At 54.0% G+C, this 12715-nt stretch carries 9 protein-coding genes and 2 tRNA genes; 9 read left to right on the top strand and 2 right to left on the bottom strand.

Translation table 11 applies throughout. The features are described 5' to 3' along the window. Window positions 1-134: 134 nt before the first annotated feature. Window positions 135-1280, top strand: a complete 1146-nt coding sequence (locus CIK95_RS11020) for an OmpA family protein (RefSeq protein WP_094384891.1) — start codon at window positions 135-137, stop codon at window positions 1278-1280. A gap of 1 nt (window position 1281) precedes the next feature. On the opposite strand, the gene CIK95_RS11015 is transcribed toward CIK95_RS11020, so the two are convergent. Beyond that, complete coding sequence (locus CIK95_RS11015; protein ID WP_144007814.1) at window positions 1282-1920, bottom strand: hypothetical protein; 639 nt, start codon at window positions 1918-1920, stop codon at window positions 1282-1284. A 563-nt stretch (window positions 1921-2483) separates the two neighbouring features. Here CIK95_RS11015 and CIK95_RS11010 point away from each other — a divergent pair. From CIK95_RS11010 to asnS, 5 genes are all read left to right on the top strand, one after another. Beyond that, window positions 2484-2558: transfer RNA gene (locus CIK95_RS11010), tRNA-Val, on the top strand. A gap of 278 nt (window positions 2559-2836) precedes the next feature. Further along, window positions 2837-2911 (top strand) — tRNA-Val (locus CIK95_RS11005). A 122-nt stretch (window positions 2912-3033) separates the two neighbouring features. Then, entirely contained in the window at window positions 3034-4380 is a 1347-nt protein-coding gene (purB, locus tag CIK95_RS11000) for an adenylosuccinate lyase (protein ID WP_022311676.1), read from the top strand. 73 nt (window positions 4381-4453) lie between these two features. Continuing rightward, a complete protein-coding gene (locus tag CIK95_RS10995) occupies window positions 4454-5917 on the top strand; it encodes a pseudouridine synthase (protein WP_094384895.1) in 1464 nt (487 codons plus the stop codon). 27 nt (window positions 5918-5944) lie between these two features. Next, the gene (gene asnS / locus CIK95_RS10990) at window positions 5945-7339 is read left to right on the top strand and encodes an asparagine--tRNA ligase (protein ID WP_022311674.1); all 1395 of its coding nucleotides are present in this window, start codon (window positions 5945-5947) and stop codon (window positions 7337-7339) included. Window positions 7340-7458: 119 nt separating this feature from the next. Here asnS and CIK95_RS10985 read toward each other — a convergent pair whose 3' ends face one another. Continuing rightward, complete coding sequence (locus tag CIK95_RS10985; RefSeq protein ID WP_094422588.1) at window positions 7459-7881, bottom strand: hypothetical protein; 423 nt, start codon at window positions 7879-7881, stop codon at window positions 7459-7461. A 588-nt stretch (window positions 7882-8469) separates the two neighbouring features. Between CIK95_RS10985 and CIK95_RS10980 the strand changes: the two genes are divergently transcribed. From CIK95_RS10980 to CIK95_RS10970, 3 genes are all read left to right on the top strand, one after another. After that, entirely contained in the window at window positions 8470-9723 is a 1254-nt protein-coding gene (locus CIK95_RS10980) for a DUF3575 domain-containing protein (protein ID WP_094467002.1), read from the top strand. Next, window positions 9720-10790, top strand: coding sequence for a DUF6562 domain-containing protein (locus CIK95_RS10975; protein WP_094467001.1), 1071 nt, complete (start codon window positions 9720-9722; stop codon window positions 10788-10790). The genes CIK95_RS10980 and CIK95_RS10975 overlap by 4 nt, the downstream gene beginning before the upstream one ends. 77 nt (window positions 10791-10867) lie before the next feature. Continuing rightward, complete coding sequence (locus CIK95_RS10970) at window positions 10868-12517, top strand: DUF6562 domain-containing protein (protein WP_144007813.1); 1650 nt, start codon at window positions 10868-10870, stop codon at window positions 12515-12517. Window positions 12518-12715 lie beyond the last annotated feature (198 nt).

Here is a 12715-nt window from a genome sequence, read left to right as displayed (position 1 = left end):
AGAAAACTATAAGAGCTATGGAAAATTTAACTAACTTTGCATACACTAACATACGTAGGTGCGCGTAATGCAAGGCATCCCGCGTCGACGTGAATAGCGAACAACGAGATTATTGATTGTTTAATATAAAAGTTATGAAAAAATTATTGATTGTATTGGCTTTTGCCAGCGTGTCTCTGTGCACATTTGCACAGGATGCAGATCCTACACTGAAGCACAGTGTAGCAACTAATTCTTTCTGGAGCAACTGGTTCATCCAGGTAGGTGGTGAATGGAATGCATGGTATTCAGGTCAGGAGCACGGCTCAGGCCTGTCACATAGCCCTCTGAAGGGTTTCCGTTCTAACCCCGGTGTTGCTGTTGCTGTAGGTAAGTGGTTCACTCCCGGCATCGGTCTCCGTACTAAGGTACAGGGTATCTGGGGCAAGCAGGTTAACCACACTCCCGCACGTCAGGACGTAGGTAACAAGTATTGGGTAGCTCAGGAGCAGGTTCTGTTCAACCTCAGCAACCTTATCTATGGTTACAACCCTGAGCGCGTTTGGAACTTCGTTCCTTTCCTCGGTGGTGGCTTTGGCCGCTCTATGAGCTACAACTCTTATGCTCTCGGTCTCAGCGCTGGTATCCTCAACCAGTTCTATGTAAGCAAGAAGGTCGCTATCAATGTTGAACTTGGTCTGATTACCAGCGAGAACGACAAGGATGGCAATGCTGCTTTCACAGGTACTGGCCGTGGTTGGGATGCTCACGACAACCACCTCTATGGTGAAGTTGGTCTTACTTTCAACCTGGGCAAGGCTTCTTGGGACAAGACTCCTGATGTAGACGCTATCAAGGCTCTTTCTCAGTCTCAGATTGACGCTCTCAACGCACAGCTCAACGACGCTAACGCTGAGAACGCTCGCCTGAAGAAGCTCCTGGCTGAAAAGTCAAATGAGACTCCTGCTGTTAAGGAACTCGTACACACTCCTGTATCAGTATTCTTCAACATCAACAAGTCTAAGATTGCTTCTAAGAAGGACCTCGTAAACGTACAGGCTCTCGCCAAGTACGCTGTTGACAACAACTCTAAGTTGGTTGTTACAGGTTTCGCTGATAGCGCTACCGGTAAGCCCGCTTACAATCAGGCACTGTCTGAGAAGCGTGCTGCAACTGTTGCTGACGAGCTCGTTAAGATGGGCGTAAGCCGCGACAACATTACTACTAAGGGTAATGGTGGCGTTGATGAACTGTCTCCAGTTTCTTTCAACCGTCGTGCAACTGTTACTGTTGCTGAGTAATTTATATTAGCAATACATCCAAGGGGAGTACTTCGGTGCTCCCCTTTTTTATTGCCTTTGTCCGAACATTCCCGACCGCCGAGCTTACCCTCCCGACCAACGTTTGCGCGTTAGTGACCTCCATACTGACCCTTCCGCCCTCCATGCTGCCCGTTCCGCCCTCCATGCTGACACTCCCGAGCATTATGTTAATTCTCCGGCCCATCACACGGCCCCTTCCGCCCAACATGCTGCTCCTTTTGGCCATGGCGTTGATACTCCTTCCTACCGAGCAGACCCTCCCGAGTATTATGTTAATTCTCCAGCCCATCACACAGCCCCTTCTGCCCAACATGCTGCTCCTTCTGGCCATGGTGTTGATACTCCTTCCTGCCGAGCTGACTCTCCCGCTTATATATATTAATAAGGTGTAATCCGCAGTTGCCACTCCCACCGCGCCGTCGATAGAGCCAACGCTGCTCGCTGTGTCCAGGGTTCTGTCTTTAACCGTCGCCATCCCAACCACCATCTCGATAACCCCCCAGATTCTCCCCGCCACCCTCCTGACCATCTCAGAGAGATTTATGACCACCTCCACGAGATTTATGACCACCTCCACGAAATTTATGACCACTTCCACGAAATTTTTGATCATCTCCATGAGAATTATGACCACCTCCAACATTCTCCTGATTGTCTTCGTTAATCTCGCTGACTATCGTCGGCAAGCGTTCTGACCATTGTTGGCGCGCTCCTGACCATCATCGCCGGTTCGTATCGGACGAAACGTGCTTCCGTATCGGACGACACTCGCATCCGTATCGGAAGGTACGAGCATCCGCGTCGGACGATACGCGTGGCCAACGATGGTCTCTGTGCGGCTATCTCCGCTCCTGGAGCCGCTCCGTGCGCCTCCCTTTGCAGCGGAGACAAGCAGCAATCGAGGGGTGATGGTCGCGATGGCGGTCACTGTGCGCTGCGCAGTCATGGTGGGGGAGGGGGCGCCGCGCGGTCTTTCCTCCCTGTTCTATTCCTCCAATTGCAGTCGCGTCACTGCCCTTTTGCCCTGCGCCATGGTAACGGCGGTGAAGCCGGAAATCATGTGCATTTCGCCCTTGATACCCCCGAAAACCACAAAAATCGCATATTTTTTGAAAAAACATCATGAAAAGTTTGGTGGAGTGCAGAAAAGTCACTACCTTTGCAACCGCTTACGACAAGTAAGGGCGTTTAGCTCAGCTGGTTTAGAGCATCTGCCTTACAAGCAGAGGGTCGGCGGTTCGAATCCGTCAACGCCCACTGGGGTGTTTTCCCGGTAGAGTTCTCTTATGAGACTTTGCCGGGATTTTTTTATTCCCCCAGCGCCCCCATCGTTCTTCTGCCGCCATCCCGATGTGCCGGAGAGGGTGCCATCCGCCATCAGCGTAGTGGCGTAGCCGGCAGCGGTGAACACGCAGCAAGCATCCGTAGTCGCGTCGCAGCAATCCACTATTTTGAAGATTTTTTCAAAAAATATGGGAAAACATTTGGTGGTGTCAGAAATAGTTGCTACCTTTGCAATCGCTTACGAAAAGTAAGGGCGTTTAGCTCAGCTGGTTTAGAGCATCTGCCTTACAAGCAGAGGGTCGGCGGTTCGAATCCGTCAACGCCCACTCCAAGTTGAAGAGTCTTAAAGTTAACTGCTTTAAGACTCTTTTTTTATTTTTTTCGATACATTTACGCTCTGTTTCAGATATTATTATTAATTTTGTGGGCAGTAAATAAAGCATAGAATATGAATTTGGATTTGTTGACCGCCATTTCGCCTATAGATGGCCGTTATAGAGGGAAGACAGAGGCATTGGCCGAGTATTTTTCTGAGTATGCACTTATCAAGTATCGCGTCCGTGTGGAAATCGAGTACTTCATTACCTTGTGCGAGTTGCCCTTGCCCCAGCTGGCATCGTTTGACCATGCACTGTTTGCCCGCTTGCGCCAGATATACCTGTCGTTCTCTGAAGCAGACGCCCAGCGCGTGAAGGATATCGAGATGATAACCAACCACGACGTCAAGGCCGTCGAGTATTTCATCAAGGAAGAGTTTGACAAGATAGGCGGTCTGGATGCCTACAAGGAGTTTATCCACTTTGGTCTTACTTCTCAGGATATCAACAATACCAGCGTACCCCTCTCGGTGAAGGACGCGCTCAACGAGGTCTTCTGCCCCCAGGTAGAAGAAGTCATTGACCAGCTGCAGCAGTATGCCGACGAGTGGCGCGACGTGCCCATGCTCGCCAAGACCCACGGCCAGCCCGCTTCGCCCACACGCTTGGGCAAGGAGATTATGGTCTTCGTCTACCGTCTTCAGGAGCAGTTGGCCACCCTTCGTGCCTGCAAACTCACCGCCAAGTTTGGTGGCGCCACCGGCAACTACAATGCCCACCATGTGGCTTATCCCGACTACGATTGGAAGTCCTTTGGCAACCGCTTTGTGAGCGAGAAGCTCGGACTGGAGCGCGAGCAGTATACCACCCAGATTAGCAACTACGACCATCTGGCCTCGGTCTTCGACGCTATGCGCCGCATCAACACCATCCTCATCGACTTGGACCGCGACGTATGGATGTACATCTCCATGGAGTATTTCAAGCAGAAAATCAAGGCCGGCGAGGTTGGCTCGAGTGCCATGCCCCACAAGGTCAACCCCATCGACTTCGAGAACAGCGAGGGCAACCTGGGCATCGCCAATGCCGTGCTGCAGTTCCTCGCCCAGAAACTCCCCGTAAGCCGTCTCCAGCGCGACCTTACCGACTCTACCGTGCTGCGCAATATCGGTGTGCCTATGGGCCACAGCGTCATTGCCTTCCAGAGCACCCTCAAGGGTCTGCGCAAGCTCATCCTCAACGAAGAGCGCATCGAGGCCGACCTGGCCAACACCTGGGCTGTGGTGGCCGAAGCCATCCAGACCATCCTACGCCGTGAGGGCTATCCCCATCCCTATGAGGCGCTCAAGGCGCTCACCCGCACCAATCAGAAGATGACCGAGCAGACCATCCATGAATTCATCGGACAGCTCAACGTGAGCGACAGTGTGAAGGCCGAACTGATGGCTATCACCCCGCTCAACTACACCGGTTTGTAAACTCAACATTATAACCGCAATAACCCTATTATTAACAACAGCCGTGAGGCTATAAAGTATTATCAATTAAATTATGGATTTAGAGAACAATTCGCAGAACCTGAACAATGGTAACAGCGATGCAACCGACGGTTTCGGTTCACAGGAGAAGAAGAGTGTAGGCGCCAGACCACAGCGTCCCCGTATTCGCACCACACGCGCCTACAGTGATAATCGTGACAACAATCAGGAGGGTGGTTTCCGCCCCGAGGGCTTTGGAGCCAATCTCCAGGGCGCTGCGGGTGGCAGCCAGCCAGGCGGCTATCGCCCTCGTTATAATAATGGTGGCGGCTACCAACCCCGTCAGCAGGGCGGTTACCAGTCCCGCCAGCAGGGTGGCTATCAGCCCCGCCAGCAGCAGGGTGGCTATCGTCCACGCTACAACAGCAATGGTGAAGAGGGTGGCTATCAGCCCCGTCAGCAGCAGGGCGGCTACCGTCCCCGCTACAATGCCAACGGCGAAGAGGGTGGCTACCAGCCCCGTCAGCAGCAGGGTGGCTATCGTCCACGCCAGCAGCAGGGTGGCTATCAGCCCCGTCAGCAGGGTGGCTATCAGCCCCGTCAGCAGGGAGGTTATCAGCCCCGTCAGCAGGGTGGTTACCAGCCCCGTCAGCAGGGTGGTTATCAGGGCCGCCAGCAGGGTGGTTATCAGGGCCGCCAACAGGGTGGTTACGGTCAGCAGCGCGGTGGCTACCGTCAGCGTACAGCCGACTACGACCCACATGCAAAGTATAGCATGAAGAAGCGCATCGAGTACAAGGAAGACCACATTGACCCCAATGAGCCCCTGCGCCTCAACAAGTTCCTCGCCAATGCCGGCGTATGCTCACGCCGCGAGGCCGACGAGTTTATCCAGGCAGGCGTGGTCACCGTCAACGGCCAGGTAGTGACCGAGCTGGGTACCAAGGTGCTGCGCACCGACGAGGTGAAGTTCCACGACCAGCCCGTGACCATCGAGAAGAAGGTGTACGTGCTGCTCAACAAGCCCAAGGACTATGTCACCACAGTGGATGATCCCCAGCAGCGCAAGACCGTGATGGACCTCGTCAAGGACGCTTGCCCCGAGCGCATCTATCCCGTGGGTCGTCTTGACCGCAATACTATGGGAGTGCTCCTACTCACCAACGACGGCGAGCTGGCTTGCAAGCTGACCCATCCCAAGTTCCTCAAGAAGAAGGTATATCACGTATATCTCGACAAGAACCTCACCGCTCACGACATGCAGCAGATAGCCGACGGCATTACCCTCGAAGATGGTGAAGTGCACGCCGACGCCATCGAGTATGCCGATGACAACGACAAGAGCCAGGTGGGCATCGAGATTCACAGCGGCAAGAACCGCATCGTGCGCCGTATCTTCGAGAGCCTGGGCTATCATGTCACCAAGCTCGACCGCGTGATGTTTGCCGGTCTTACCAAGAAGAACCTGCGTCGCGGCGACTGGCGCTATCTCACCGAGAAAGAGGTAGACATGCTGCGCATGGGTGCTTTCGAATAATCAGAAACTAAACGACTATAGATAAAGATGAAAAGAACTAAAGTAGTCGATGCCCTCAAGAGCACCGATTTCGGAAAAGAGATAAATGTAAAGGGATGGGTGCGTACCCACCGCAGCAGCAAGGCTGTCGATTTTATTGCGCTCAACGACGGTTCTACCATCAAGAACATCCAGGTGGTGGTTGACCCTGCCAAGTTTGACGCCCAGATGCTCAAGAACATTACCACTGGAGCCTGCATCAGCGCCGTGGGTACACTGGTAGAGAGCCAGGGTGCCGGCCAGACTGTAGAAATCCAGTGCGAGCAGCTCGAGGTCTACGGCCTCTGCGGCAGCGACTATCCCATGCAGAAGAAGGGCCAGACCTTTGAGTATATGCGCCAGTACGGCCATCTGCGCCTGCGCACCAATACCTTCGGAGCCGTGATGCGCATCCGCCACAACATGGCTATGGCCATCCACACCTACTTCCACGAGCACGGGTTCTTCTACTTCCACACTCCGCTCATCACCGCGAGCGACTGCGAGGGTGCCGGCCAGATGTTCCAGGTCACCACGATGAACCTCTACGACCTCAAGAAGGACGAGGATGGCAAAATCAACTACGACAACGACTTCTTCGGCAAGCAGACATCACTCACCGTGAGCGGACAGCTCGAGGGTGAGCTCGGTGCCACTGCCCTGGGTTCCATCTACACCTTCGGCCCCACCTTCCGTGCCGAAAACTCCAACACTCCACGCCACCTGGCTGAGTTCTGGATGGTAGAGCCCGAGGTGGCGTTCATCGACCTCGCCGACCTGATGGACCTCGAGGAAGACTTCATCAAGTACTGCGTCAACTGGGCGCTCGAGCACTGCAAGGACGACCTCGAGTTCCTCAACAAGATGATAGACAAGACTCTCCTGGAGCGCCTCCATTCGGTTGTGGCCGAAGAGTTTGTGCGTCTGCCTTACACCGAGGGTATCAAGATACTCGAAGAGGCTGTCGCCAACGGTCACAAGTTTGAGTTCCCCGTAAGCTGGGGTATGGACCTCGCCAGCGAGCACGAGCGCTTCCTCGTCGAGGAGCACTTCAAGAAGCCCGTCATCATGACCGACTATCCCAAGGAGATCAAGGCCTTCTATATGAAGATTAATGACGACGACCGCACCGTGCAGGGTACCGATGTGCTCTTCCCGCAGATTGGCGAGATTATCGGTGGTAGCGTGCGCGAGGAGAACTATGACAAGCTCATCGGCGAAATCAACCGTCGCAACATCCCTATGAAGGATATGTGGTGGTATCTCGACACCCGCAAGTATGGAAGCTGCCCCCACGGTGGTTTCGGCCTCGGCTTTGAGCGCCTTATCCTCTTCGTGACCGGTATGCAGAACATCCGCGACGTGATACCTTTCCCACGTACTCCCAAGACAGCCGAATTCTAAGAGCGCGCCACTGCCTCTCGGACTATAGATACAAAGAGCCGGTAGAGAACTATTCTCCACCGGCTCTTTGGCGTCTTGGGCGGGCGTGTGGATGTACTATGTCGCCGTGTACATGCCCGCTATTTGAATATCTCTGGAAAATTCCAGTACGGGAACATCATATTGTCGTTGCCGAACATTATCATCCATGCCTTTCCTGCCTTGTCAGACACATAGACTTTGGCAATGGGAAATTCTCCCCAGTCAGCCCCCTTCTTGCAGTATAGTTTGACCACATATTGTTGCGTTCCCAAGTATTCCTTGCGGTCTTTGTCTTCTCCTTCTCCCTTGATGTTATAGGTAGAGATCTCCGACCTGCCGCAGTATCCATACTTGGAGTAGTATTTGCTGAACTTAGGGTTCTTGTAGATGGTCAGGGCTATCTTGGTGAGCTCTGTTTGGCGCTGCGTTTCGTCCATAGACGAGAAGGTCTGGCCCAGCACGCTTTGGCTACCGGCTATGAGTAGCAGCGATGCAATGATGGTTCGGATGAAGTTGGTCATAATTGTAACGTTTTAATTGTTATTGTATTATAGGTTATGAGTTATTGTCGCTATGTCATTTGCAAATATAGCGTTTTTGCATGAATTGGTGTCCGAATTGATGCAAAAAGTTTGCAAAGAGCCGTGGTTTTAAGATAATTCTTCTTTGCAGGTGCCTGGCTTTGCCTTCTCGCGCGCGTGTACGCGTATAATATAATAAGGTGAAAACCCACAAGACTTGTCACGCGCCCGAGCCCCCGACCGGCGACAGTCCCAGCGCAGCGCAGCAGACACAGCGTGCTGGACGATGTCGCGACGGTATCTGCATGGGCTTCCATGCTGCTCGCAGCGCTCGTGGCCGAGGCGATGGGGCGGGATGCGGTAGGGCTCAGAGCGATAACGAAGGTAGAAAGGGTAGTGGGGTTGCGCAAAAAAGTTGTGCAAAAATGCATGCCGTTAACAATAATTAACGGGGGGGGGTGAATACAACGAATAGGAAATAACCTTAAATTTGCAGCGTACGATAGATACAAATCGACAATCCAATGCCATGCGTGTCAATTGTCTACAACTTCTATCCAAGGATTTGAACCGATAACTCTAACCGATATGAAACGACTGACTTACATCATCACGCTCATGCTAATCGCCTGGATGCCCGTCACAGAGTCCAGGTCGCAGAGTCATGTGGTCAACACCCATTTCAGCGTCTTCTTTCCCGTGGGCAAAACGGTGCTCGATACTGCCTATACCAGTAACGGCTGTAGTCTGTCGGCTATGCTCGACTATCTGTCAGCGGTGCGCCGCGACAGCAGTCTTTCGCTTTTGAATGTCCAGATTACGGGTATGGCGTCGCCCGAAGGCAGTTATCAGACCAATCGCCGTCTCGCCAATCGTCGTGCCCAGGCTCTGGCCTCATGGCTTCGTGCTCATACCGATACAGAGTTGCCCCTCGTGTTGGCAGACAATATGGGTGTGGGCTGGTCGTTGCTCGATACCCTCACCCTCGATAGCCCCACGCTGTCGCCCTACACTGCGTCGATGGCGCATATCCTGTCGCTCGACTCTACCCAGGTCTCCTATCACCGCGGGCAGACGATAGACCGCCGCGTGCTGCTCCTGCGCCGCGCCCAGGGTGGCCGACTCTGGCCCATACTCATGCGCGATGTCTATCCCCAGATGCGTATGGCACGTGCCGAGGTCGACGTGGCACGCGTAGAGACACCTCCCACCATCGTATGTCCGGCTCCCGAACCTATGCCCGAGCCTGCGCCAGCCGCTCCCACGGTAGCACCATCCACGGCAGATACTGTGGCGACGACGGCAGAGACTCCCTGTCAGCGCCATATCATCCTCAAGACCAATGCCGTGGCTTGGGCGTTTCTCATCTCCAATATCGCCATTGAGATGGATGTCGCCCCTCATTGGTCGGTGGCTCTGCCCGTGAACTTCTCGGCATGGAACTATTTCAGCAACAGCCGCAAATACCGCATCTTCTCGCTCTATCCCGAGTGTCGCTATTGGCCCTCAGCCTGCAATACCGGCTTCTTTGTGGGAGCCCATCTCGGCATGGCTTACTACAATGTGGCTTTTGGCGGACGCTACCGCACCCAGGACCGTGGCGGTCATCGTCCGGCGCTCGGTGGTGGCGTGTCGGCAGGACTGCGACTCCCCGTCAGCCGCAACCGTCGTTGGCAGATGGAGCTCTCTGCCGGTGTTGGCGTCTATTCGCTCAACCACGACAAGTTCTACAACCAGCCCAACGGCCTCAAGGCATATACCGAGAACAAGACCTACACGGGTATAGACCAGGCTTCGCTGTCGCTCTGTTATGTGTTTGACTTCAAACGAGGGAGGAAATGATGATGCCAAACCAGTCCACTATACTCCGCCGCCTCTGCTGCCTGCATGCAAGGATGCTGCTGGCAGTGCTGCCGCTGTTCCTTGTGGGATGTGGAGTGCATGAGTTTCCCGACGTGCCCGACACGGCGAAGGTCAGTCTGCATCTGCGGTTTGATACCGATATGCCCCAGGTCTACTACACCCTCTCGCGTACTGGCGCCCCCGTCCAGGTTACCTCTGTCCGCACCCGTGGCACGATGAGATACATCATCCGTCTCTATCCTCAAGCCTCTGCGCCCCAGGCAATTCCCGTCCGCGAATACATCGTGCGGCGCGACGTCAGTCAGGGCTATGATGCCGATATAGACCTCGACGCCCCTGCCGGCAGCTATCGCGTCATGGTGTGGGCCGACCTCTCTGATGATGATGCCGGCGTGGGTGGCTTCTACGATGCTTCCGATTTTTCCAGCATCAGAGTCCTCATGCCCTATCAGGGCAGCACTGACTACCGCGATGCGTTCAGAGGTGAGGCCGAGGCTGTCGTCGCCACCAGCACCAGTGAGCAGGCGCCCGTCGGAGTCACCGTGCAGATGACCCGCCCGCTCGCCAAGTTTGAGTTTGTGGCCAATGATGTGCGCCTCTTTATCGAGCAGCAGTCGGCAGCCATAGCCGGCCATACGCCCGTCGACCCTTCTACGGGAGCCGCGACGCCTGCCGTAGACCTGGATATGTTCACCGTGCGCATCATCTACAACGGCTACGCACCCAACACCTATAATATATTTACCGACAAGCCCACCGACGCCATTATGGGAGTGGTCTGCGATGGCCGCGTGGAGCGCCTGTCTGCCGACGAAGCCTCGTTGGGGTTTGACTATGTGCTCGTCAACGGCCACGCCTCCGAGGTCACCGTGCAGTTGGGCATCTACGATCGCCAGGGTCGTCAGGTTTCGCTCTCCCGCGCCGTCAACGTGCCGCTCCAGCGCAGCCGCCATACCATCGTCAGAGGCGAGTTTCTCACCCAGACTGCCACGGGTGGCGTAAGCGTCAACCCCGGTTACGACGGCGAGTTCAATGTCTTCTACTGACATTCCCCTTACCATAGAACAACTAATTCACATTGTTTTATATATCAATTATCTTAATCATCTAAATTATTTACAAAATGAAAAAAGTAACTATCTTTGGAATGTTTGCCGCTCTGATGCTGGCAAACTCGTGTTCGGACGACAACAATGTCCCGCAGGCAGACAGCAGTCTTGCCCAGGTAACGTTCAAGGTAAGCGCCGATGGTGCCCTTACCCGTGCTATCAGTGACGGCACCACCGTCAATGAGCTTGTCTATCGTGTGTTTGACAAGAATGGCAACCCCATTGATGCACTGCCCCTCGTTAAAGTGTCTGCAACCGACCTCAGCTCCGGCCATACGGTAGCGCTCACCTTGGCAAAGGGCCAGACCTACAAGGTAGCCTTCTGGGCCCAGAAAGCCGGAACCACTGCTTACTCCGTGAATGACAACATGCAGGTTTCGGTCAACTACAGCGGCGCCAACAATGACGAGAGTCGCGACGCATTCTTCAATGCCGTTGAGATAACCGTCAATGGCGATGTCGCTCAGACCGTTGAACTCAAGCGCCCCTTCGCCCAACTCAATGTGGGTACTACTATAGCAGACTGGAATGCAGCTGTAGCTTCGGGCGCTACTTTCGACAAATCAAAGGTGACCGTGAAGCAGGCAGCCACTATGCTGAATGTACTTGACGGCAAGGTCTCTGGCGCCGCCGATGTCAACTTTGACTATGCTGCTAAGCCTGGCGAGTCCCTGAAGGTCGATGCCGATGGTGACGGCACCAAGGAGGATTACGAGTATCTCTCCATGAGCTACATTCTGCCCAACGACGCTACCGACGGTACCCAGAAGACCCTGGCTTCGGCTGAATTTACCTTCAAGACAGCCTCCGGCACCGAAATCGTAGTCAAGAACGGTCTGCAGAACCTGCCCCTCCAGCGCAATTACCGCACCAATATCGTGGGCAACATCCTCTCTGGTACTACCACATTCTCCGTAGTGGTCGACCCTGCTTTCTCCACTCCTGACCACAACACCACCTACCGCATGGTACATGCTTCGACCCAAGCCGAGATGACTGCTGCTGCCTCTCAGCCCAATACCGTTGTGAAGTTGGCTGCCGGCAACTCCTATACTCTCTCTACTGCACCTGCCGACGGCGTGATATTCTCCAGCGACAATGCCGCTACGACCACAATCAGTATTCCCGCCGCTGTAACTGCCACGAATGTTGCCTTTGAGAATGTCACCGTAGCGTCGCCCAATGACAACTATATAGGTATCCAGCATGCTACCACGGTGAAGTACAAAGGCTGCGTGATTACCGGCCAGCCCTTCTCTTATGCAGCTGATGCTTCATATGAAGACTGTAAGTTTGTGCAGACCGCGAGCAACAGTTACAACATCTGGACCTATGGTTCATCTAACATTACCTTTACCCTCTGCACCTTCAACTGCGCCGGCAAGAGTGTGCTCATCTACAACGAAGGTGCCATAACAGGCCAGACAGCCACATTCCAGGACTGCACCTTTAACGCCTCGGCTTCCGTTACAGGCAAGGCTGCCATAGAGATTGACAGCTCTCTTCCCACAGGCGTAGGCACTCCCTTCAAGGTGGTTATCAACAACTGCACAGCTACCGGATTCGACAACGGCTCTGTCAGCGGCAACTCGCTGTGGAACGAGAAGATAGGTACCAAGGCTACCGTCATCGTCGACGGTGTTACCGTGAAGAACCCTTCATAGACTGATATAATCCCAAGACCTTAGGGTCTCTACTCTGCGACGGGCTGCCAACTGCGAGAGCGTGCTGGCAGCCCGTATTCTGTAGCAATTCATTCCTTGTAATACTCAGTACATTAGTAAATTATCATAAATTACCGCGAGTCATGTCAAAAAACTCAACAAGTATGTCTTTTTGTCCGATAGTTTCAGTAACTTTGC

Source organism: Prevotella sp. P5-108, assembly GCF_002251385.1.
Taxonomy (GTDB): domain Bacteria; phylum Bacteroidota; class Bacteroidia; order Bacteroidales; family Bacteroidaceae; genus Prevotella.
This window is presented reverse-complemented; position numbering and strand designations above follow the sequence as displayed.

What these genes read in the sequence shown, in the direction of transcription:
- asnS (WP_022311674.1), top strand. Translation starts at nt 5,945, where the DNA reads ATGAAAAGAACTAAAGTAGTCGATGCCCTCAAGAGCACCGATTTCGGA.
- CIK95_RS10985 (WP_094422588.1), bottom strand. Translation starts at nt 7,881, where the DNA reads ATGACCAACTTCATCCGAACCATCATTGCATCGCTGCTACTCATAGCC.
- CIK95_RS10980 (WP_094467002.1), top strand. Translation starts at nt 8,470, where the DNA reads ATGAAACGACTGACTTACATCATCACGCTCATGCTAATCGCCTGGATG.
- CIK95_RS11020 (WP_094384891.1), top strand. Translation starts at nt 135, where the DNA reads ATGAAAAAATTATTGATTGTATTGGCTTTTGCCAGCGTGTCTCTGTGC.
- CIK95_RS11015 (WP_144007814.1), bottom strand. Translation starts at nt 1,920, where the DNA reads ATGGAGATGATCAAAAATTTCGTGGAAGTGGTCATAAATTTCGTGGAG.
- purB (WP_022311676.1), top strand. Translation starts at nt 3,034, where the DNA reads ATGAATTTGGATTTGTTGACCGCCATTTCGCCTATAGATGGCCGTTAT.
- CIK95_RS10975 (WP_094467001.1), top strand. Translation starts at nt 9,720, where the DNA reads ATGATGATGCCAAACCAGTCCACTATACTCCGCCGCCTCTGCTGCCTG.
- CIK95_RS10970 (WP_144007813.1), top strand. Translation starts at nt 10,868, where the DNA reads ATGAAAAAAGTAACTATCTTTGGAATGTTTGCCGCTCTGATGCTGGCA.
- CIK95_RS10995 (WP_094384895.1), top strand. Translation starts at nt 4,454, where the DNA reads ATGGATTTAGAGAACAATTCGCAGAACCTGAACAATGGTAACAGCGAT.